This is a genomic window from Pseudomonas sp. VE 267-6A (assembly GCF_024126555.1).
GTDB classification, from domain to species: domain Bacteria; phylum Pseudomonadota; class Gammaproteobacteria; order Pseudomonadales; family Pseudomonadaceae; genus Aquipseudomonas; species Aquipseudomonas palmensis.
In genome coordinates this window covers 1-21,480 of sequence record NZ_JAMYBY010000021.1, presented here as the reverse complement: position 1 = coordinate 21,480, position 21,480 = coordinate 1, and the positions used below count along the sequence as shown (strand labels likewise).

Sequence of the window (21,480 nt, the reverse complement as noted above, 5' to 3'; positions counted from 1 at the left end):
AACAACAATAATTCGCTTGTGAGGCCTTCCGTGATCCAGTTTCTACTCAACCAGGAGCTGCGCAGTGAGCATGCCCTGGACCCCAACCTGACGGTGCTCGAGTACCTGCGCGAGCACCTGGGCAAACCCGGTACCAAGGAAGGCTGCGCGAGCGGCGATTGCGGCGCCTGCACCGTCGTGGTCGGTGAACTGGCTGCAGATGAACACGGCCGGCAGCACCTGTGTTATCGCAGCCTCAATTCATGCCTGACGTTCGTCTCGTCGCTGCATGGCAAGCAGCTGATCAGCGTCGAAGGGCTCAAGCACCAGGGCAAGCTGCACAGCGTGCAGCAGGCCATGGTCGACTGCCATGGCTCGCAATGCGGCTTCTGTACCCCGGGCTTCGTGATGTCGCTGTTCGCCCTGCAGAAGAACAGCGACGCCCCCGACCTGCACCGCGCCCAGGAGGCCCTGGCCGGCAACCTGTGCCGCTGCACCGGCTACCGGCCGATCCTGGCAGCCGCCGAGCAGGCCTGCTGCCAGGCCGCCCCCGACCAGTTCGACAGCGCCCAGGCACAGACCATCGCCCGGCTCCAGGCGATTGCGCCCAAGGAAACCGGCGAACTCAACAGCGGCGACAAGCGCTGCCTGGTGCCGCTGACCGTGGCCGACCTGGCCGAGCTGTACGGCTCGCACCCCGAAGCCCGCCTGCTGGCCGGCGGCACCGACCTGGCGCTGGAGGTCACGCAGTTCCACAAGACCCTGCCGGTGATGATCTACGTGGGCAACGTCGCCGAGATGAAGCGGGTCGAGGCCTTTGACGATCGCCTGGAAATCGGCGCCGCCACACCGCTCACCGACTGCTATGACGCGCTGAGCCGTGAATACCCCGACTTCGGCGAACTGCTGCACCGCTTCGCTTCGCTGCAGATCCGCAATCAGGGCACCCTGGGCGGCAACATCGGCAACGCCTCGCCGATCGGCGATTCGCCGCCCCTGCTGATCGCCCTGGGTGCGCAGATCGTGCTGCGCCGGGGTCAGGACACACGCACCCTGGCGCTGGAAGACTATTTCATCGACTACCGCATCACCGCACGCCAGGAAAGCGAGTTCATCGAGAAGATCATCGTGCCGCGGGCCAACCTGGCCTGGGCGTTCCGGGCCTACAAGGTGTCCAAGCGACTGGACGACGACATTTCGGCGGTGTGCGCCGCCTTCAACCTGCGCATCGACAACGGCGTGGTGGCCGAGGCCCGTATCGCCTTCGGCGGCATGGCCGCCATCCCCAAGCGCGCCCGCGCCTGTGAAGCCGCCCTGCTCGGCAAGCCGTTCAACCAGGCCGGTATCGAGCGCGCCTGCCAGGCGCTGGGCGAAGACTTCACCCCGCTGTCGGACTTCAGGGCCAGCAAGGAATACCGCCTGCTCGGCGCGCAGAACCTGCTGCGCAAGTACTTCATCGAACTGCACACGCCGCACATCGAAACCCGGGTGACCGCCTATGTCTAACCATCCTCACGTGGCCAGGAGCCAGGCCGAACTGGCCGAGCTGTTCGCCCAGGGCCTGACCAGTGGCGTCGGGCGCAGCATCAAGCACGACAGCGCCGACAAGCATGTGTCCGGCGAGGCGGTGTATATCGATGATCGCCTCGAATTCCCCAACCAGTTGCATGTGTACGCTCGCTTGTCGGACCGCGCCCATGCACGGGTACTGAGCATCGACACCCGCCCGTGCTACGCCATCGAGGGCGTGCGCATCGCCATCACCCACGAAGACATCCCGGGCCTGAAGGACATCGGCCCGCTGCTGCCGGGCGACCCGCTGCTGGCCATCGACACCGTCGAGTTCGTCGGCCAGCCGGTGCTGGCCGTGGCCGCCTGCGACCTGGACACCGCCCGCCGCGCAGCGATGGCCGCGATCATCGAATACGAAGACCTGGAGCCGGTGCTGGATGTGGTTCAGGCCCTGCGCAAGAAGCATTTCGTGCTCGACAGCCACACCCACCAGCGCGGCGATTCGGTCACCGCGCTGGCCAGCGCCCCGCATCGGGTACAGGGCACCCTGCATATCGGCGGCCAGGAGCACTTCTACCTCGAAACCCAGATCTCCTCGGTGATGCCCACCGAGGATGGCGGCATGATCGTGTACTGCTCCACGCAGAACCCCACCGAAGTGCAGAAGCTGGTGGCCGAAGTGCTGGACGTGCCGATGAACAAGGTCGTGGTGGACATGCGCCGCATGGGCGGCGGCTTCGGCGGCAAGGAAACCCAGGCCGCCAGCCCCGCCTGCCTGTGCGCGGTGATCGCGCGCCTGACCGGGCAGCCGACCAAGATGCGCCTGCCACGGGTCGAGGACATGCTGATGACCGGCAAGCGCCACCCCTTCTATATCGAATACGACGTGGGGTTCGATGACAGCGGCCGCCTGCATGGCATCAACCTGGAACTGGCCGGCAACTGCGGCTGCTCGCCGGACCTGTCGGCCTCGATCGTCGACCGTGCGATGTTCCACTCCGACAACGCCTATTACCTGGGCGACGCCACCATCAACGGCCACCGCTGCAAGACCAACACCGCCTCCAATACCGCCTACCGCGGCTTTGGCGGCCCGCAGGGCATGGTTGCCATCGAAGAGGTGATGGACCGCATCGCCCGCCACCTGGCACTGGACCCGCTGGCGGTACGCAAGGCCAACTACTACGGCAAGACCGAGCGCAACGTCACCCACTACTACCAGACGGTCGAGCACAACATGCTCGAGGAGATCACCGCCGAGCTCGAAGCCAGTAGCGACTACCAGCAGCGCCGCGAGTCGATCCGCCGCTTCAACGCCAACAGCCCGGTGCTGAAAAAGGGCCTGGCGCTGACCCCGGTGAAGTTCGGCATCTCGTTCACCGCCAGCTTTCTCAACCAGGCCGGTGCGCTGGTGCACATCTACACCGATGGCAGCATCCACCTCAACCACGGCGGCACCGAGATGGGCCAGGGCCTGAACACCAAGGTGGCCCAGGTGGTGGCCGAAGTGTTCCAGGTGGACTTCAGCCGCATACAGATCACCGCCACCAACACCGACAAGGTGCCCAACACCTCGCCCACGGCGGCCTCCAGCGGCGCCGACCTGAACGGCAAGGCGGCGCAGAACGCGGCCGAAATCCTCAAGCAGCGCCTGGTGGCATTTGCCGCGCGTCAGTACAAGGTCAGTGAAGAAGACGTCGAGTTTCGCAACGGGCACGTGCGCGTGCGCGATGAAATCCTCACCTTCGAGAGCCTGGTGCAGCAGGCCTACTTTGCCCAGGTGTCGCTGTCGAGCACCGGCTTCTACAAGACCCCGAAGATCTACTACGACCGCAGCCAGGCGCGCGGGCGCCCGTTCTACTACTTCGCCTTCGGCGCGGCGTGCGCCGAGGTGATCGTCGACACCCTGACCGGCGAGTACAAGATGCTGCGCACCGACATCCTGCATGACGTGGGCGCCTCGCTGAACCCGGCCATCGACATTGGCCAGGTGGAGGGCGGGTTCATCCAGGGCATGGGGTGGCTGACCACCGAGGAACTGGTGTGGAACGCCAAGGGCAAGCTGATGACCAGCGGCCCGGCCAGCTACAAGATCCCGGCGGTGGCGGACATGCCGGTGGACCTGCGGGTGAAGCTGGTGGAGAACCGCAAGAACCCCGAGGACACGGTGTTCCATTCCAAGGCGGTGGGCGAGCCGCCGTTCATGCTGGGGATCGCGCCGTGGTGCGCGATCAAGGATGCAGTGGCCAGCCTGGCGGATTATCGCGAGCAACCGCAGATCGATGCCCCGGCCACCCCCGAGCGGGTGCTGTGGGGCTGCGAGCAGATGCGCAAGGTGGTGGCGGGCCGGCAGGCGGCTGCCGAGGTGGAAACCGTTACACCGTAGTGCGCCCTTCGCCGGCAAGGCCGGCTCCTACAGGGCGCGATTGCTGTAGGAGCCGGCCTTGCCGGCGAAGAGGCCCGATCAGGCACTGAAGAGGCAACCGACTATGCACACCTGGATCAACGCCCTGTCCGACCTGCACACCCGGGGCGAACCCTGCGTGCTGGTGACCATCATCGAAGAGCTGGGCTCCACCCCACGCAATGCCGGCTCGAAGATGGTCGTCAGCGCGACCCAGCTGTTCGACACCATCGGCGGCGGGCACTTGGAATACAAGGCCATGCACATCGCCCGGCAGATGCTTGCCGAAGGCCGCGAAACCACCCACCTGGAGCGCTTCAGCCTCGGCGCCAGCCTTGGCCAGTGCTGCGGCGGCGCCACCGTGCTGCTGTTCGAGCCCATGGGCGGCGTGCAGGCGCAGATCGCGGTATTCGGCGCAGGCCATGTCGGCCGCGCTCTGGTACCCTTGCTCGCCGCGCTGCCCTGCCGGGTACGCTGGATCGATTCGCGCGAGCAGGAATTCCCCGACATCATCCCCACGGGGGTGAGCAAGGTCGTCAGCGAGGAACCGGTCGACGAGGTCGATGAACTGCCCGCCGGCAGCTATTGCATCGTCATGACCCACAATCATCAACTGGACCTGGAACTGACCGCCGCGATCCTCAAGCGCAACGATTTCACCTGGTTCGGCCTGATCGGCTCCAGGACCAAGCGCGTGAAGTTCGAGCACCGCCTGCGCGAGCGCGGCTTTGCCGCCGACAGCCTGGCACGCATGCGCTGCCCGATGGGCCTGGCCGAGGTCAAGGGCAAGCTGCCGATCGAGATCGCCGTGTCCATCGCCGCCGAAATCATCGCCACCTACAACGCGAACTTCGGCCAGCATACCGGCTCGGCCACCACCCAACCCATTGCCAAACTGCTGCCGCCGTCACGGCGCAGCCAAGCCATTTGACGAGAGCCACATGAGCGCAACCCGCAAAGCCTACCGTGCCGCCCTGCTGCACAGCCTCGCCGACCCTGCCGAGGTGGGCGTCGAAGCATCGTATGAATATTTCGAAGACGGCCTGCTGGTCATCGACCAGGGCAAGATCAGCGCCATCGGCCACGCCAGCGAACTGCTGCCAGGCCTGGACGCCGACATCGAAGTGGTGCACTACCAGGACGCCTTGATCACCCCGGGGTTCATCGATACCCATATCCACTTCCCGCAGACCGGCATGATCGGCTCCTACGGCGAGCAGTTGCTGGACTGGCTGAACACCTACACCTTCCCGTGCGAGCGCCAGTTCGAAGACAAGGCTCACGCCGACAAGGTGGCCAAGCTGTTCCTCAAGGAGCTGCTGCGCAACGGCACCACCTCGGCGCTGGTGTTCGGCAGCGTGCACCCTGCCTCGGTCAACGCCCTGTTCGAGGAAGCCGAGCGCCTGGACCTGCGCCTGATCGCCGGCAAGGTGATGATGGACCGCAACGCCCCCGACTACCTGACCGACACCGCCGAGTCGGGCTACGCCGACAGCAAGGCGCTGATCCAGCGCTGGCACGGCAAGGGCCGCCTGCACTATGCGGTGACCCCGCGCTTTGCGCCCACCAGCACCCCGCAACAGCTGGCCCTGGCCGGCCAGTTGCTCAAGGAGTTCCCGGACCTGTACCTGCACACCCACCTGAGCGAAAACCTCAAGGAGATCGAGTGGGTCAAGGCGCTGTTCCCCGAGCGCAGTGGCTACCTGGATGTGTACGACCATTTCGAACTGCTGGGCGAGCGCTCGGTGTTCGCCCACGCCGTTCACCTGTGCGATGCCGAATGCCAGCGCCTGGCCGAGACCGGTTCGGCCGTGGCGTTCTGCCCGACCTCCAACCTGTTCCTGGGCAGCGGCCTGTTCAACCTGCCCCAGGCCGAGCAGCACAAGGTCAAGGTCGGCCTGGGCACCGACGTGGGCGCCGGCACCAGCTTCTCGCTGCTGTACACCCTGAACGAAGCCTACAAGGTCATGCAGTTGCAGGGCGCGCGCCTGAGCCCGTTCAAGTCGCTGTACCTGGCCACCCTGGGCGGTGCGCGGGCTTTGAACCTGGAGGAACGCATCGGCACCCTGCAACCGGGTAGCGACGCCGACTTCATCGTGCTCGATTACAAGGCCACCCCGCTGCTGGACTACCGTCTCCAGCAGTCCGGCAGCATCGAGGAGACCCTGTTCGTGCTGACCACCCTGGGCGACGACCGTACCATTCGCGAAACCTTTGCCGCCGGGCGCAGCGTGCACCAGCGCTAAGGCGTTCGAAACAGGCCGCGGTACAACGCGCCGCCGATCACCGCCCCGATCAGCGGCGCCACCCAGAACAGCCACAGCTGATGCAGCGCCCAGCCACCGACGAACAGCGCCGGCCCGGTGCTGCGTGCCGGATTCACCGATGTGTTGGTAACCGGTATCGACACCAGGTGGATCAGCGTCAGCGCCAGCCCGATGGCGATCGGCGCAAAGCCGGCCGGCGCCCGCGAATCGGTGGCGCCCATGATGATCAGAATGAACATCGCGGTCATCACCACCTCGCTGACAAAACCTGCCCCCAGCGAGTACTGCCCCGGCGAATGCTCGCCATAGCCGTTCGAGGCAAGCCCGTTCGACAACTCGAAGCCGACCTTGCCGCTGGCGATGAGGTAGATCACGCCGGCAGCCAGGATGGCGCCCACCACCTGGGCGATCACGTACGGCACCAGGTCCTTGAGCGGAAACCGCCCGCCCACGACCAGGCCCAGCGATACCGCAGGGTTGAGGTGACAACCGGAGATATGACCGATGGCGAATGCCATGGTCAGCACAGTCAGCCCGAAGGCCATGGAGACACCGACCAGGCCAATGCCGATCGGAAAAGACGCAGCCAGTACCGCGCTGCCACAACCCCCCAACACCAACCAGAACGTCCCTATCAATTCAGCTCCCATGCGTTTGCTCATGGGCATCGACATCAGTCTGTCCTCAAGAAGTGGTACGCCTGAAGCGCAAGCCCAACTGCTTGATGAAGGTTTGCGGGAGTGCAACAGATAGAAATCTAGCAGAGGTTGGCTCAAGTGCCAGCAGCCCTGAAAGCATCGCGGGTCAAGCCCGCTCCCACAAGGACCGAGACAATCCTGTGGGAGCGGGCTCGACCCGCGATTGCAGGCGACGCAGTATCAGCCCTTTGCCGGCACCGAGCTGCCGCGCTTCTTGGTTTGCAGCAGGTGCGAGAACACCGCGTGCAGGTCATCCGACGCACTCTCCTCGTCGAGGTTGAGCTTGCTGTCGATGTGGTCCATGTGGTGCATCATCAGGCTCACCGCCTGGGCCGCATCACGCGCCTCGATGGCGTCGATCAGTTGCATGTGCTCGTCATACGAGCAGTGCGAGCGGTTGCCGCTTTCGTACTGGGCAATGATCAGCGAGGTCTGCGATACCAGGCTGCGCTGGAAGCTGATCAGCGGTGCATTTCCCGCCGCTTCCGCCAGCTTGAGGTGAAACTCGCCAGACAGGCGAATGCCGGCACCCCGATCGCCGCGCGAGAAGCTGTCGCGCTCCTCGCGCACCATCTGGCGCAGTTCGTTCAACTGCTCGGCGGTGGCGTGCTCAACTGCAAGTTCGGTGATGGCACGCTCGACCATGCGCCGCGAAAAGAACACCTGGCGCGCCTCTTCGACGGTCGGGCTGGCCACTACCGCACCGCGATTGGGGCGCAGCAGCACCACGCTTTCGTGGGCCAGGCGCGACAGCGCACGCCGGATGATGGTGCGGCTGACGCCGAAGATCTCGCCCAGGGCTTCCTCACTCAACTTGGTACCCGGCGCCAGGCGTTGTTCGAGGATTGCCTCGAATATGTGCGCGTAAACGATATCGTCCTGGGTGCCGCTACGACCGGCCTTGCCGGTGCGCGTGGGTTTCTTGAGGGGTTGCAGCTGTTCGTTCATGGGCGCTCGAGCACGGAGATCCACCTATCGGACCCTGACTGTAATACCAGCCAGTAGGGCGATGGCAAGTCCTGGATAGAAAATTAGACGTTCATGGTATTGACGCATTGTACACAGGCTTGGCGATTTCTGCAGAGTGCCATCACGTTATAGCCGTGGCGACAATTTACCTGCACACACCGACAAAAACATTATTTGCATTATTTGTATACAAACGCATAATCCAGCCGTGCAACTTCCTGACCCGCAGGTCAACAACAGGTCCGGTCGCCATGCCCTCCCCCTCGCAGAGCCCCCAGTCAACGCGCAGGACAAGCTCTGAACAACAAGAAAAGACGTGAGGAGTACACGCTGTGGAAAGCCGCAAACCCCAAGCCCCTACGCTGGATCTTGCCCCACCGCTCGAAACGAGCTGGCTGGAGCGGATTTTCAAACTCAAGCTGCACGGCACCACTGTCAGGACCGAACTGATCGCGGGTGTAACCACCTTCATCACCATGGCCTACATCATTTTCGTCAACCCCAACATCATGGCCGACGCCGGCATCGACCACGGTGCCGCGTTCGTGGCCACCTGCATCGCGGCGGCACTCGGCTGCCTGCTGATGGGCCTGTATGCCAACTGGCCGGTGGGCCTGGCACCCGGCATGGGGCTGAATGCCTTTTTCACCTACACGGTGGTCGGCACCATGGGCTACACCTGGGAGGCCGCGCTGGGTGCGGTGTTCGTATCGGGTGTGCTGTTCATGCTGCTGACGCTGTCGCGGGTGCGCGAATGGCTGCTCAACAGCATCCCGCTGAGCCTGCGCCACGCCATGGGCGCGGGTGTGGGGCTGTTTCTCGGGGTGATCGGGCTGAAGACGGCCGGCATCATCGTCGCCAGCCCAGCCACCCTGATCAAGCTCGGCTCGCTGCACGAGCCTGGCCCGCTGCTGGCGGCGGCGTGCTTCCTGATGATTGCCGTGCTCAGCTATCGCCGGGTGTTCGGCGCGATCCTGATCAGCATTATCGCCGTGACACTGGCCGGCTGGGCCCTGGGCCTGGTGGAATATGGCGGCGTGTTCTCGCTGCCGCCGAGCCTGGCGCCCACCTGGATGGCCATGGACGTAGCGGGCGTGTTCAACGTCAGCATGATCAGCGTGGTACTGGCGTTTCTGTTCGTGCACATGTTCGACACCGCCGGCACGCTGATGGGCGTGGCCCAGCGCGCCAACCTGGTGAACGCCGAGGGGCGCATCGAAAACCTGTCGCGGGCGCTCAAGGCCGACAGTGCATCGAGCGTGTTCGGTGCCGTGGTGGGTGTGCCGCCGGTAACCAGCTACGTGGAAAGTGCTGCAGGTGTGGCGGCCGGCGGGCGCACGGGGCTCACGGCCGTGGTGGTCGGCCTGCTGTTCGTCGCGGCGATGTTCTTTGCGCCGCTGGCGGGCATGATCCCGGCGTATGCCACCGCCGGCGCACTGATCTATGTGGCGATGCTGATGATGGGCAGCATGGCGCACATCAACTGGGATGAAGCCACCGACAGCATTCCGGCGATCGTCACGGCGATCATGATGCCGCTGACATTCTCGGTGGCGGACGGCATTGCGCTGGGCTTCATCACCTATGTGGTGCTCAAGGCCGGCACCGGGCGCTACAGGGAGATCTCGGCGAGCCTGTGGGTGCTGTGTGCGATCTTTGTGGCCAAGTTCGTGTTCCTGTAAGCACTGCGTCGGTTCAAGGAGCCTCGCCTTCGGGCGGGGCTTTTTGTTGCCTGTGCCGCTCTGCCAGCGAACAGCCCTGCAGGCACGCCCTCGAAACCGAGGCAAAAAAAAGCCCGCCAGTGAGAGCGGGCAAGGACCTACGAAGATTCATCTAGCGACCAACTAGCTTCCGCGATAGGTCGAGTAACTGTACGGCGAGATCAGCAACGGCACGTGGTAGTGATCCTGCTCGGCGCTGATGCCGAAACGCAGCACCACCACATCCAGGAACGCCGGCTCCGGCAACTGCACACCACGGGCACGATAATAGTCACCGGCACTGAACTGCAGCTGGTACACACCGCTGCGGTAATCCTCACCCTGCAGCAGTGGCGCATCGCAACGGCCATCGCTGTTGGTCAGCGCCGTGTTCACCAGCTCAAGCTGCTGGCCTTCGACCCGGTACAGCTCGACCTTGATCGAGCTGCCAGGGCAGCCATGTGCGGCATCCAGTACATGCGTGGTCAAACGTCCCATTGCGTGCGCCTCGTTTCAATCTATGGGCAAAAAATACCCGCACGGCACCGGGATGAAGCAGGGCAGCGTGCGGCTGTCGGATTATTAAGACATTTTCAGCCAAAATTGTACACAATAAATTCGACGATTTTGTTAGCCTGCCGAGCGTGTCCTGTAAATACGCCATCAGTCGCAAAGCCGCGCGCCTGGCGGACGCTATCGTCATTTACTGACCAATCAGGCAGGTTTCTTGCAACCTTTTTCAAGGGCGAATGGCGGAAGAAATGCGAAAAAACAGGCTTACAAATCGTCAATAAAGTTGTATACAATCACTCCATCGTTGTGGCCGATGACCTGACTCAGACACCACACCCCCGTTTTCACGTACAAGAAGGAAGGCTGCAGTGAGCGCTGATTATCCTCGCGACCTGATCGGTTACGGCAACAACCCACCCCATCCGCGCTGGCCGGGGAATGCCCGCATCGCTTTGTCTTTCGTGCTCAACTATGAAGAAGGTGGCGAACGCAACATTCTTCACGGGGACAAGGAATCCGAAGCCTTCCTTTCCGAGATGGTCTCGGCGCAGCCCCTGCAGGGCGCCCGCAACATGAGCATGGAATCGCTTTACGAGTATGGCAGCCGCGCCGGTGTGTGGCGCCTGCTCAAGCTGTTCGAAGACACCGGCGTGCCGCTCACCGTGTTTGCCGTGGCCATGGCCGCCCAGCGCCACCCCGACGTGATCCGCGCCATGGTCGCCGCCGGCCATGAGATCTGCAGCCACGGCTACCGCTGGATCGACTACCAGTACATGGACGAGAACCAGGAGCGCGAGCACATGCTCGAGGCCATCCGCATTCTCACCGACCTCACCGGCGAGCGCCCGCTGGGCTGGTACACCGGCCGTACCGGGCCCAACACCCGCCGGCTGGTGATGGAGGAAGGCGGCTTCCTCTACGACAGCGACACCTACGACGACGACCTGCCCTACTGGGAACCCAACAACCCCACCGGCAAGCCGCACCTGGTGATCCCCTACACCCTGGACACCAACGACATGCGCTTCACCCAGGTGCAGGGCTTCAATTGTGGCGAGCAGTTCTTCCAGTACCTCAAGGACGCCTTCGACGTGCTCTACGCCGAAGGTGCCGAGGCGCCGAAGATGCTCTCGATCGGCCTGCACTGCCGCCTGATCGGCCGCCCGGCACGCATCGCCGCGCTCAAGCGCTTCGTGGAGTACGCCAAGAGCCATGAGCAGGTGTGGTTCGCCCGGCGCGTGGACATCGCCCGCCACTGGCATGCCACCCACCCTTTCCAAGCCGAGAGCGCCAAATGACCGACTTCAAGACCCTCAAGCCTTCGACCCTGGACCGTGCCGCGTTCGTCGCCGCCTTCGCCGACATCTACGAGCACTCGCCGTGGGTCGCCGAAAAAGCCTACGACCTGGGCCAACTGCACGAGCTGGACCAGATCGAAGCCCTGCACCAGCGCATGAGCGACATCCTGCTCAGCGCCGATCACGCCAGCCAGCTGGCCCTGATCAATGCTCACCCGGACCTGGCCGGCAAAGCCGCCGTCCAGGGCGAACTGACCGAATCGAGCACCAACGAACAGGCTGGCGCCGGCATCCACCAGTGCACCGCCGAAGAGTTCGCCCGTTTCACCGAACTCAACGACGCCTACAAGGCCAGGTTCCAGTTCCCGTTCATCATGGCGGTAAAAGGCAGCAACCGGCACCAGATCCTCGCCTCGTTCGAGAAACGCATCCACAACTCGGTCGAGGCCGAGTTCAAGGAAGCCCTGGCGCAGATCAACCTGATCGCCCTGTTCCGCCTGCAGCAGCTGTAACCGGCGCGCCTTGGCAGGCACTGGCCTGCCGGCAATCGCCAAAGCCCCGACAACACATAATTAGAGAACACCCGCATGCGCACTTTAGTGATTGAGCCCCTGACCAAAGAAGCCTTCGCCCCTTTCGGTGACGTGATCGAAACCGACGGCAGCGACCACTTCATGATCAACAACGGTTCGACCATGCGCTTCCACAAGCTGGCCACGGTAGAAACCGCCCAGCCCGAGGACTCCGCCATCATCAGCATCTTCCGCGCCGACGCGCAGGACATGCCGCTGACCGTGCGCATGCTGGAGCGCCATCCGCTGGGCAGCCAGGCCTTCATCCCGCTGCTCGGCAATCCCTTTCTGATCGTGGTCGCGCCCGTTGGCGATGTACCTGTATCGGGTCTTGTCCGCGCCTTTGTCAGTAATGGCAGGCAGGGCATCAATTACCATCGCGGCGTCTGGCACCACCCGGTGCTGACGATCGAAAAGCGGGATGACTTCCTGGTGGTTGATCGCAGCGGTTCCGGCAACAACTGCGACGAACATTTCTTCAATGAGGATGAGCAACTGATCCTCGCACCCCACCAATAAGAGAAGGTCGGTCACTGGCCTGCGGTGACCGGCAAGAGGTAAAGACTGTGGAAGCACATCTGTTGGAATGGCTGAACCTGAGCGTGCGCTGGGTTCACATGATCACTGGCGTGGCCTGGATCGGCGCGTCGTTCTATTTCGTATGGCTGGAGAACAACCTCAACCGGGCCAACCCGCGCGACGGTCTGTCGGGCGACCTCTGGGCGATTCACGGTGGCGGTATCTACCACCTGGAAAAGTACAAGCTTGCCCCGCCGAAAATGCCGGAGAACCTGCACTGGTTCAAATGGGAAGCCTACTTCACCTGGATGTCGGGTATTGCCCTGCTGTGCCTGGTGTTCTACTGGAACCCCAGCGTCTACCTGCTGGCCCCCGGCAGCACCCTGAGCGGTGGTGAAGGCATCGCCATCGGCGTCGGTTCGCTGATCGCCGGCTGGTTCATCTACGACGTGCTGTGCGACTCGCCCCTGGGCAAGCGCCCCGGCCTGCTCGGCCTGGTGCTGTTCGTGCTGATCATTGCGGCCTGCTACGGCTTCAGCCAGGTGTTCAGCGGCCGTGGTGCGTACCTGCACACCGGCGCGATCATCGGCACCATCATGGTCGGCAACGTGTTCCGCATCATCATGCCGGCCCAGCGTGCACTGGTCGCCGCCATCGAGAAGAACGAAACCCCCGACCCGACCCTGCCGGCCAAGGGCCTGCTGCGTTCGCGCCACAACAACTACTTCACCCTGCCGGTGCTGTTCATCATGATCAGCAACCACTTCCCGAGCACCTACGGCAGCCAGTACAACTGGCTGATCCTGGCCGGGATCGCGATTGCAGCGGTGCTGGTGCGTCACTACTTCAACACCCGCCACGACAGCGCCAAGTACGCCTGGACCCTGCCCGTCGGCGCCCTGGCGATGATCTGCCTGGCCTACGTCACCGGCCCCAAGCCGATGCCGACCGCCCCTGAGCAGGCCGCTGCCAAGGTCCAGTACCAGCCGCTGCCGGAAACCGCACTGGGTGGCAAGACCGCTGCCGAGAAAGCCGCCGAACAGGCCGCCAACCCGGCACCTGCCGCCACCCCGGCCGAAGCGCCCGCCACTGCCACCGCTGCGGCGGACAGCGGCAACTTCGACAAGATCCACAGCGTCATCCAGGAACGCTGCACCGTGTGCCATTCGGCCAAGCCGACCAGCCCACTGTTCAGTGCCGCCCCGGCCGGCGTGATGCTCGATACCCCGCAACAGATCCAGCAACTGGCCCCACGCATCCAGGCACAGGCCGTCGCCAGCCAGATCATGCCCCTGGGCAACATCACCCAGATGACCCAGCAGGAACGTGAACTGATTGGTGCATGGATCGCCAAGGGTGCTCCAACCAACTGATACAAGCTTCAAGCGGCAAGCTACAAGCTGCAAGCCAGGCGCGGCCTCCTGCTTCTTCGCAAGCAGGGCGCCTGAGCCTGCAGCTACCCAGAATAAAAACAAAACCTGAGGTGCTGCATGTCCGAGTCACGCAAGGCGTACATCCCCGTTGCGCCGCCACGACAGCCACTGCCCCTGCTGCAACTGATCCTGGTGGGTTTGCAACATGTTCTGCTGATGTACGGAGGTGCCATTGCGGTGCCGCTGATCATCGGGCAGGCCGCCGGGCTCTCTCGTGAAGAAATCGCATTCCTGATCAATGCCGATCTGCTGGTCGCCGGTGTCGCCACCGTGGTCCAGTCGCTCGGCATTGGCGCACTGGGCATCCGCATGCCGGTGATGATGGGCGCCAGCTTCGCCGCCGTCGGCAGCATGGTGGCCATGGCCGGCATGCCCGGCGTGGGCCTGCAGGGGATTTTCGGCGCGACCATCGCCGCCGGCTTCTTCGGCATGCTGATCGCCCCGTTCATGTCCAAGGTGGTGAGGTTTTTCCCCCCACTGGTCACCGGCACGGTGATTACCTCCATCGGCCTGTCGCTGTTCCCGGTCGCCGTCAACTGGGCCGGCGGCGGCGCGGCGGCCGCGCCGTTCGGCTCGCCGATCTACCTGGCCGTGGCCGGCCTGGTGCTGACCACCATCCTGCTGATCAATCGCTTCATGCGTGGCTTCTGGGTGAACGTGTCGGTACTGATCGGCATGGGCCTGGGCTACATCATTGCCGGCGCCATCGGCATGGTCGACCTCAGCGGCCTGGCCCAGGCCCCCTGGGTACAGGTGGTCACCCCGCTGCACTTCGGCATGCCCACCTTCAGCCTGGCGCCGATCCTGTCGATGTGCCTGGTGGTGGTGATCATCTTCGTCGAGTCCACCGGCATGTTCCTGGCGCTGGGCAAGGTCACCGAGCGTGAAGTGACCCCGGGCATGCTGCGTCGCGGCCTGTTCTGGGACGCCGGCGCCTCGTTCGTGGCAGGCTTTTTCAACACCTTCACCCACTCCTCGTTCGCACAGAACATCGGCCTGGTCCAGATGACCGGCGTGCGCTGCCGCTACGTGACCGTGGTGGCCGGGCTGTTCCTGATCGTGCTCAGCCTGCTGCCCAAGGCGGCATTCCTGATTGCCTCGATCCCGCCGGCGGTGCTGGGCGGCGCCTCCATCGCCATGTTCGGCATGGTCGCGGCCACCGGCATCAAGATCCTGCAGGAGGCCGACATCGGCGACCGGCGCAACCAGTTGCTGGTGGCCGTCAGCGTCGGCATGGGGCTGATCCCGGTGGTACGTCCGGAGTTCTTCGCGCAGATGCCGCAGTGGATGGAGCCGATCACCCACAGCGGCATCGCCATGGCCACCGTCAGTGCCCTGGTACTGAACCTGCTGTTCAACGTATTGGGCGGCGCCGAACGCGCCGCGCACAACGACGCCGTGCACCAGCACTGATACACGGGGCGGCGCCTGCCGCCCCGCTCAACCCGAGCACCACGCAGTACCGTCGGCCCCTGGGAGTGGGCCGCTCGGGGCGCGTTTGCGCCGAAAAAACCGCAATCCAACAATAACAATAGCCGGGAATAACCACATGAAACGCATCACCTCTTCCCTCTTGCTGGGCAGCAGCTTGCTGGCCACGCTTCCTGCGGTAGCGGAGGACCTGCTGCTCTGGCACACCAACAGCCTGACGTATCTGTACGGCAAGGACTTTCAGGTCAACCCGCGGATCCAGCAGACGGTGACTTTCGAGCACGCCAACAAATGGAAGTACGGCGACAACTTCCTGTTCGTCGACAAGATCTTCTACAACGGCGGCCAAGACCGTAACAAGGGCAAGAACACCTACTACAGCGAGATCAGCCCGCGCCTGTCGTTCGGCAAGATCTTCGACCAGAAGCTGGAGTTCGGCCCGATCAAGGACGTGCTGCTGGCCATGACCTACGAAACCGGTGAAGGCGACACAGAGGCCTACCTGATCGGCCCGGGCTTCGACCTGGCCATCCCCGGCTTCAACTACTTCACCCTCAACTTCTACCAGCGCAACACCGAAGGCAGCCGCCCGGGTGATCGCGTGTGGCAGATCACCCCGGCGTTCTCCTACACCATCCCCATGGGCAGGTCCGACCTGCTGATCGATGGCTACATGGACTGGGTGGTGGACAACGACGAAAGCCGTCGCGGCACCTACCACGCCAACCTGCACTTCAACCCGCAGGTCAAGTACGACCTGGGCAAGGCGCTGAACATCGGCGCCAAGCAGCTGTACGTGGGTATCGAATACAGCTACTGGAAGGACAAATACGGCATCGAGGACAGCGATCGCCTCAAGACCAACCAGAGCGTGACCAGTGCTCTGATCAAGGTTCACTTCTAAAACCTGATCGAACGCACAGTTTTTGTCGCGCACGCTCCATAACGGAGCACTTGAGGGACGGCGCGCAAGCCAGTAATCTGCGCGCCCCCTCGCTCAGGGTAGGACCCCTCCTACCTGCGTTTACTGACCGCTCAGTCAATGAATTCGGGCGGTTGGTAAGCGTATTGCCAGCCTCACACCCCTTGTTCAACTGTTCAGAAAGACGTCGAGCAGGCCCGTTGCGCCAACCCGCCAAGGTTGGCTCAGCTCTTGCGAACGCGCTGTGGCCGATCGAAAAAAGCTGACCAAAAAGACAACACGTTGAACCAGAACGGCGCCGACACAGAGTGCCGAATCAATCAAGGGAGCACGCAATGCGCATTACCAACAGCCTGATGCTTGCAGGCGGCCTGCTGGCGGCAAGTACCGCCACCGCCGGTGACCTGCTGCAGTGGCAGAACAACAGCCTGACCTACCTCTACGGCAAGGACTTTGCGGTCAACCCGCAGATCCAGCAGACCTTCACTTTCGAGCACGCCGATGCCTGGAAGTACGGCGACAACTTCCTGTTCATCGACAAGATCTTCTACAACGGCAAGAAGGACGGCAACGTCGGCCCGAACACCTACTACGGCGAGTTCACCCCGCGCCTGTCGTTCGGCAAGATCTTCGACCAGAAACTGGAGTTCGGCCCGGTCAAGGATGTGCTGCTGGCCATGACCTACGAGTTTGGCGAGGGAGACAACGAGTCGTACCTGATCGGCCCAGGCTTCGACCTGGCCATCCCCGGCTTCGACTACTTCCAGCTCAACTTCTACCAGCGCCACACCGAGGGCAGCCGCGCCGGTGACAACGTATGGCAGATCACCCCGGTGTGGTCGTACACCATTCCCGTGGGCAAGTCGGACATCCTGATCGACGGCTACATGGACTGGGTGGTGGACAACGACGAAACCCGGCGTCGCGGCACCTATCATTCCAACCTGCACTTCAACCCGCAGATCAAGTATGACCTGGGCAAGGCCCTGAACCTGGGCGAAAAACAGCTGTACGTCGGTTTCGAATACGACTACTGGAAAGACAAGTACGGCATCAAGGACAGCGACGCCTTCGATACCGACCAGAACACCGCGAGCCTGCTGGTGAAAGTGCACTTCTGATACCACCGGCTGAGCGTGACTCCAGTGAATCACGCTCAGCCAACGTGCAACTGTCAGCACGCCAGAACAAAACAGGGTTTCTGCAATAAAACCCGAACCTCAAACACCCTCTCGTTACCCCGCGCCCGCAGGTGAAACATGCCTGCCATCAGGCAACTGCGCAACGATTCAGCGCCCCGTTCGGTGTCAGCGCGAATACATCGCACCGCAGACTCGAAGTTTTCGCTCGCCCAACTTCCATAACCCGACTATATGAATACAGCTGCGTGTTGTTTCACGCGGGCGCGACAACCGGGCAACATATTTTTCTCTTTTGCGTTGATAGCCTGAGGGCCTTCCCTGCCCCTCTGTGCAACGCATAGCCGGTCCTTACGCTACTTGCCAGGGTTATGGCATTCAATGACAAAAAGGAATTGACCCATGCGTGTTCCACGCTCGGCGCCATTGCGCTATCTGCTGCTACTGACCGGTGTTTGGCTGGCAATCTTCACACTGACCCGGCTTACGCTGTTGCTCACGCACCTGGACGAAGCAGGCCATGCGTATCTGTCGGTTTTTGCCGTAGGGCTGGCCTACGATCTGGGCTTTCTGCTGTATGCAGCCCTACCCCTGGCCATCTACCTGCTGCTCTGCCCGCCGCGCCTGTGGCACTCGCGGGTCAATCGCATCGTGCTGCAACTGATACTTGGCCTGAGCATCTTCGTGATGCTGTTTACTGCCGTGGCCGAATGGCTGTTCTGGGACGAGTTCGGCGTGCGCTTCAACTTCATTGCCGTGGACTACCTGGTGTACTCCGACGAGGTCTTGAACAACATCCTCGAGTCCTACCCCATCGCGCTGCTGCTGAGTGTGCTGGGGGTGGTTACCGTGGCCCTGTGCCTGTTGCTGCGCAAGACCTTCAATGCCGCGCTGAATGCGCCGCTGCCGGCCTTTCGCCTGCGCGCCCTGAGTCTGATCGTGCTGTTCGTGCTGGCCGGCCTGGGCACACAGTTCATCGACCAGGAGCATCCCCGTGGCCAGGACGGCAATGCCTACCAACGCGAACTGGCAAGCAACGGCCCGTACCAGTTCTTTGCCGCCTTTCGCAACAACGAACTGGATTACCCGCAGTTCTACGGCACCTTGCCCCAAGCCGAAGCCGGCGCGCAGATGCATGCAGAACTGAACGAAGCCGATGCGCGGTTCATCGGCAAGGAGGCGCAGGACATCCGCCGCACGATCGTCGCCAGCGGCCAACGGCGTACACCCAACATCGTGCTGGTGACCATCGAAAGCCTGAGCGCCAAGTACCTGGGCAGCAACGGCGACAACCGCAACCTCACCCCGAACCTGGATGCGCTACGCAAGCAGAGCCTGTACTTCAACAACTTCTACGCCACCGGCACGCGTACCGATCGGGGTCTGGAGGCCATTACCCTGTCCATGCCGCCCACACCAGGGCGCTCTATCGTCAAGCGCATCGGCCGTGAAAGCGGCTTTGCCAGCCTGGGCCAGCAGTTGGCCGAGGTGGGCTACGACAGCGTGTTCGTGTATGGCGGGCGCGGCTACTTCGACAACATGAATGCCTTCTTCAGCGGCAACGGCTACCGGGTGGTGGACCAGAGCAGCGTCAAGGAAAGCGACATCAGCTTCAAGAACGCCTGGGGCATGTCCGATGAAGACCTCTATGCCCAGGCCCTGCAACTGGCCGATGCCGACCACGCCAACCAGGTGCCGTTCTTCCTGCAACTGATGACCACCTCCAACCACCGCCCCTATACCTACCCGAACGGGCGCATCGACATCCCCTCGGGCAATGGCCGCGAAGGCGCCGTCAAGTACACCGATTACGCTATCGGGCGCTTCCTGGACCAGGCACGCGGCAAGCCCTGGTTCGACAACACGCTGTTCATCTTCGTCGCCGACCATACCGCCGGCAGTGCAGGCAAGGAGGACCTGCCGGTACAGAACTATCAGATCCCGCTGTTCATCCATGCGCCCAAATGGATCGAACCTCGCGAGGAAGGCAAGCTGGCCAGTCAGATCGACCTGGCCCCCACCGTGCTCGGGTTGCTGAACATGAGCTACACCTCGACCTTCTTTGGCCGCGACCTGTTGCGCGAAGACCCGCTTGCGCCACGGGTGGTAATCGGCAACTACCAGCATCTTGGTCTGTTCGATGGCCAGGACCTGGCCATCCTCAGCCCACGAGGCGGCCTGCGGGTTCACGAGCAGGCCCTGGGCGCAAGCCAGGAGCGTCAGGTCGATATCGACAACCCGTTGATCAAGCGGGCCATTGCCTACTACCAGAGCGCCAGCTACGGCTTCACCCAGCACCTTCTGGAATGGGCCCCGCAGACGCAGGTGGCGGCCGCCGTGAAATGAACCCCGACACGGCGGTCTGCGAGCGGCCGCCGTGTTCAGCCCTTGATCGAACGCCAGAGCTTGCTGCCAAGCGTGACCAGCGCCAGCACGGCCGCCCCCGCCACGATCCCCACGCCGGCATTGAGCAAGGCCGTCGTCAGCGCCCCGCCACGCCCTTCGCCGAAGGCCTCGATGGCATGATGCAGCGGCGCGATGCCATGCACCAGAATCCCGCCACCTACCAGGAACATCGCCGCGGTGCCGATCACCGACAGGCTTTTCATCATGTAGGGCGCCGCACTCAAAATGCCGTTGCCGATGGCCTTGGCTGCACGCGAGGCCTTTTGCGTCAGCCACAGGCCCAGGTCATCCAGCTTGACGATCCCCGCCACCAGCCCGTACACGCCGATCGTCATCACGATCGCGATGCCCGACAGCACGATGATCTGCTGGGGCAGGGGCGCATCGGCCACGGTGCCCAGCGTGATGGCGATGATCTCGGCCGAGAGAATGAAGTCGGTACGCACCGCGCCCTTGATCTTGTCTTTCTCGAACGTCACCAGGTCGACCGCCGGGTTGGCCACTGCTTCGGTCAATGCCGCATGCCCGGCCTTGGCCTCCTCGGCGCTGTGCAGAAACCTGTGCGCGAGCTTTTCGAACCCCTCGAAGCACAGGTAGGCGCCGCCGAGCATCAGCAGCGGGGTTACCGCCCACGGGATGAATGCGCTGATCAGCAACGCAGCCGGCACCAGGATCAGCTTGTTCAGGAACGAGCCCTTGGCCACCGCCCACACCACCGGCAGTTCCCGCTCGGCGCGCACACCCGTGACCTGCTGGGCATTGAGGGCCAGATCATCACCCAGTACGCCGGCGGTCTTCTTGGCCGCGACCTTGGTCATGACCGAGACATCGTCGAGTACCGTGGCGATATCGTCGATCAGTACCAGCAAACTGCTTGCAGCCATGATTCATGTTCCATTGAGGTGAGATGGCGCCAAGCTTAGCCTGTCGATGGGCAAAAGGGGCGACCTTGAGCGCTTCGCGAACGCGGTGCTACCATGCGCAACCGCCTGCCCAGGCCTGTTGCCGCACGCGGCCAGATACAAGGAACAGCGCCACCATGAGCACCATTCGCGAGCGCAACAAAGAACTGATCCTGCGGGCCGCCAGCGAGGAGTTCGCCGACAAGGGCTTCGCAGCCACCAAGACCAGCGACATCGCGGCCAAGGCCGGCCTGCCCAAGCCCAACGTCTACTACTACTTCAAATCCAAGGAAAACCTCTACCGCGAGGTGCTCGAAAGCATCATCGAGCCGATCATGCAGGCCTCCACCCCGTTCAATGCCGACGGTGAGCCGCAAGAGGTGCTCAGTGCCTACATCCGCTCCAAGGTGCGCATCTCCCGCGACCTGCCCTTCGCGTCCAAGGTGTTCGCCAGCGAGATCATGCACGGCGCGCCGCACCTTAGCGCCAGCCAGGTCGAGCAGCTCAACGTGCAGGCACGGCACAACATCGAATGCATCCAGGGCTGGATCGAGCGCGGCCTGATCGCCCCGGTCGACCCGCACCACCTGATGTTCAGCATCTGGGCCGCAACCCAGACCTATGCCGATTTCGACTGGCAGATCTCGGTGGTCACCGGCAAGGCCAAGCTCGAGGACAGCGACTACGAGGCGGCGGCGCAGACCATCATCCGGCTGGTGCTCAAGGGCTGTGCGCCGGACGCCTGACAGATAGCGGCGACTGCATCGCGGGTCAAGCCCGCTCCCACAAAAACACCAGTGATCTTTGTGGGAGCGG

General features: G+C 63.1%; 18 protein-coding genes. 14 read left to right on the top strand and 4 right to left on the bottom strand.

Annotated elements, in window-relative coordinates:
* Positions 1-30: 30 nt before the first annotated feature.
* From xdhA to guaD, 4 genes are all read left to right on the top strand, one after another.
* Positions 31-1,485, top strand: a complete 1,455-nt coding sequence (gene xdhA / locus NJH59_RS21725; RefSeq protein WP_253087299.1) for a xanthine dehydrogenase small subunit — start codon at positions 31-33, stop codon at positions 1,483-1,485.
* On the top strand, positions 1,478-3,877 hold the full coding sequence (xdhB, locus tag NJH59_RS21720; RefSeq protein WP_043862357.1) for a xanthine dehydrogenase molybdopterin binding subunit: 2,400 nt from the start codon (positions 1,478-1,480) through the stop codon (positions 3,875-3,877). Before xdhA ends, xdhB begins: the two co-directional genes overlap by 8 nt.
* 103 nt (positions 3,878-3,980) lie before the next feature.
* A complete protein-coding gene (xdhC, locus tag NJH59_RS21715) occupies positions 3,981-4,826 on the top strand; it encodes a xanthine dehydrogenase accessory protein XdhC (RefSeq protein WP_043862356.1) in 846 nt (281 codons plus the stop codon).
* A 10-nt stretch (positions 4,827-4,836) separates the two neighbouring features.
* Positions 4,837-6,141 carry a guanine deaminase gene (guaD, locus tag NJH59_RS21710; RefSeq protein ID WP_058542039.1) on the top strand — a complete coding sequence of 435 codons (1,305 nt, stop codon included), beginning with the start codon at positions 4,837-4,839 and terminating at the stop codon, positions 6,139-6,141.
* On the opposite strand, the gene aqpZ is transcribed toward guaD, so the two are convergent.
* Entirely contained in the window at positions 6,138-6,836 is a 699-nt protein-coding gene (aqpZ, locus tag NJH59_RS21705) for an aquaporin Z (protein WP_043862354.1), read from the bottom strand. The two genes, guaD and aqpZ, sit on opposite strands and share 4 nt — an antisense overlap.
* A 204-nt stretch (positions 6,837-7,040) precedes the next feature.
* Positions 7,041-7,808, bottom strand: a complete 768-nt coding sequence (locus NJH59_RS21700) for a GntR family transcriptional regulator (protein ID WP_054915597.1) — start codon at positions 7,806-7,808, stop codon at positions 7,041-7,043.
* Between the two features lie 383 nt (positions 7,809-8,191).
* On the opposite strand from NJH59_RS21700, the gene NJH59_RS21695 reads away from it, so the two are divergent.
* Positions 8,192-9,511 carry an NCS2 family permease gene (locus NJH59_RS21695; RefSeq protein ID WP_213085891.1) on the top strand — a complete coding sequence of 440 codons (1,320 nt, stop codon included), beginning with the start codon at positions 8,192-8,194 and terminating at the stop codon, positions 9,509-9,511.
* Between the two features lie 162 nt (positions 9,512-9,673).
* Here the strand turns inward: NJH59_RS21695 and uraH are convergent, their stop codons facing one another.
* A complete protein-coding gene (gene uraH / locus NJH59_RS21690; protein ID WP_043862351.1) occupies positions 9,674-10,027 on the bottom strand; it encodes a hydroxyisourate hydrolase in 354 nt (117 codons plus the stop codon).
* A gap of 383 nt (positions 10,028-10,410) precedes the next feature.
* Here uraH and puuE point away from each other — a divergent pair, with 383 nt between their 5' ends.
* From puuE to NJH59_RS21650, 8 genes are all read left to right on the top strand, one after another.
* Complete coding sequence (gene puuE, locus NJH59_RS21685) at positions 10,411-11,340, top strand: allantoinase PuuE (protein ID WP_043862350.1); 930 nt, start codon at positions 10,411-10,413, stop codon at positions 11,338-11,340.
* Positions 11,337-11,852, top strand: a complete 516-nt coding sequence (uraD, locus tag NJH59_RS21680) for a 2-oxo-4-hydroxy-4-carboxy-5-ureidoimidazoline decarboxylase (protein ID WP_043862349.1) — start codon at positions 11,337-11,339, stop codon at positions 11,850-11,852. Before puuE ends, uraD begins: the two co-directional genes overlap by 4 nt.
* 75 nt (positions 11,853-11,927) lie before the next feature.
* Positions 11,928-12,431 carry an ureidoglycolate lyase gene (locus NJH59_RS21675; RefSeq protein ID WP_043862348.1) on the top strand — a complete coding sequence of 168 codons (504 nt, stop codon included), beginning with the start codon at positions 11,928-11,930 and terminating at the stop codon, positions 12,429-12,431.
* A gap of 47 nt (positions 12,432-12,478) precedes the next feature.
* A complete protein-coding gene (locus tag NJH59_RS21670; protein WP_043862347.1) occupies positions 12,479-13,804 on the top strand; it encodes a urate hydroxylase PuuD in 1,326 nt (441 codons plus the stop codon).
* 117 nt (positions 13,805-13,921) lie between these two features.
* Positions 13,922-15,277: a nucleobase:cation symporter-2 family protein gene (locus NJH59_RS21665; protein WP_043862346.1), complete on the top strand. Its 1,356-nt coding sequence runs from the start codon at positions 13,922-13,924 to the stop codon at positions 15,275-15,277.
* 136 nt (positions 15,278-15,413) lie between these two features.
* Complete coding sequence (locus NJH59_RS21660; protein ID WP_054915599.1) at positions 15,414-16,199, top strand: outer membrane protein OmpK; 786 nt, start codon at positions 15,414-15,416, stop codon at positions 16,197-16,199.
* A gap of 353 nt (positions 16,200-16,552) precedes the next feature.
* Complete coding sequence (locus NJH59_RS21655) at positions 16,553-17,338, top strand: outer membrane protein OmpK (RefSeq protein WP_088515618.1); 786 nt, start codon at positions 16,553-16,555, stop codon at positions 17,336-17,338.
* 420 nt (positions 17,339-17,758) lie between these two features.
* Positions 17,759-19,702 carry an LTA synthase family protein gene (locus NJH59_RS21650; protein ID WP_253087298.1) on the top strand — a complete coding sequence of 648 codons (1,944 nt, stop codon included), beginning with the start codon at positions 17,759-17,761 and terminating at the stop codon, positions 19,700-19,702.
* Between the two features lie 35 nt (positions 19,703-19,737).
* On the opposite strand, the gene NJH59_RS21645 is transcribed toward NJH59_RS21650, so the two are convergent.
* On the bottom strand, positions 19,738-20,646 hold the full coding sequence (locus tag NJH59_RS21645; protein ID WP_088515616.1) for a DUF808 domain-containing protein: 909 nt from the start codon (positions 20,644-20,646) through the stop codon (positions 19,738-19,740).
* 155 nt (positions 20,647-20,801) lie between these two features.
* Between NJH59_RS21645 and NJH59_RS21640 the strand changes: the two genes are divergently transcribed.
* Entirely contained in the window at positions 20,802-21,410 is a 609-nt protein-coding gene (locus tag NJH59_RS21640; RefSeq protein WP_043862341.1) for a TetR/AcrR family transcriptional regulator, read from the top strand.
* Positions 21,411-21,480 lie beyond the last annotated feature (70 nt).

What these genes read in the sequence shown, in the direction of transcription:
- xdhB (WP_043862357.1), top strand. Translation starts at nt 1,478, where the DNA reads ATGTCTAACCATCCTCACGTGGCCAGGAGCCAGGCCGAACTGGCCGAG.
- xdhC (WP_043862356.1), top strand. Translation starts at nt 3,981, where the DNA reads ATGCACACCTGGATCAACGCCCTGTCCGACCTGCACACCCGGGGCGAA.
- guaD (WP_058542039.1), top strand. Translation starts at nt 4,837, where the DNA reads ATGAGCGCAACCCGCAAAGCCTACCGTGCCGCCCTGCTGCACAGCCTC.
- aqpZ (WP_043862354.1), bottom strand. Translation starts at nt 6,836, where the DNA reads ATGTCGATGCCCATGAGCAAACGCATGGGAGCTGAATTGATAGGGACG.
- NJH59_RS21700 (WP_054915597.1), bottom strand. Translation starts at nt 7,808, where the DNA reads ATGAACGAACAGCTGCAACCCCTCAAGAAACCCACGCGCACCGGCAAG.
- uraH (WP_043862351.1), bottom strand. Translation starts at nt 10,027, where the DNA reads ATGGGACGTTTGACCACGCATGTACTGGATGCCGCACATGGCTGCCCT.
- uraD (WP_043862349.1), top strand. Translation starts at nt 11,337, where the DNA reads ATGACCGACTTCAAGACCCTCAAGCCTTCGACCCTGGACCGTGCCGCG.
- NJH59_RS21675 (WP_043862348.1), top strand. Translation starts at nt 11,928, where the DNA reads ATGCGCACTTTAGTGATTGAGCCCCTGACCAAAGAAGCCTTCGCCCCT.
- NJH59_RS21665 (WP_043862346.1), top strand. Translation starts at nt 13,922, where the DNA reads ATGTCCGAGTCACGCAAGGCGTACATCCCCGTTGCGCCGCCACGACAG.
- NJH59_RS21660 (WP_054915599.1), top strand. Translation starts at nt 15,414, where the DNA reads ATGAAACGCATCACCTCTTCCCTCTTGCTGGGCAGCAGCTTGCTGGCC.
- NJH59_RS21655 (WP_088515618.1), top strand. Translation starts at nt 16,553, where the DNA reads ATGCGCATTACCAACAGCCTGATGCTTGCAGGCGGCCTGCTGGCGGCA.
- NJH59_RS21650 (WP_253087298.1), top strand. Translation starts at nt 17,759, where the DNA reads ATGCGTGTTCCACGCTCGGCGCCATTGCGCTATCTGCTGCTACTGACC.
- NJH59_RS21645 (WP_088515616.1), bottom strand. Translation starts at nt 20,646, where the DNA reads ATGGCTGCAAGCAGTTTGCTGGTACTGATCGACGATATCGCCACGGTA.
- NJH59_RS21640 (WP_043862341.1), top strand. Translation starts at nt 20,802, where the DNA reads ATGAGCACCATTCGCGAGCGCAACAAAGAACTGATCCTGCGGGCCGCC.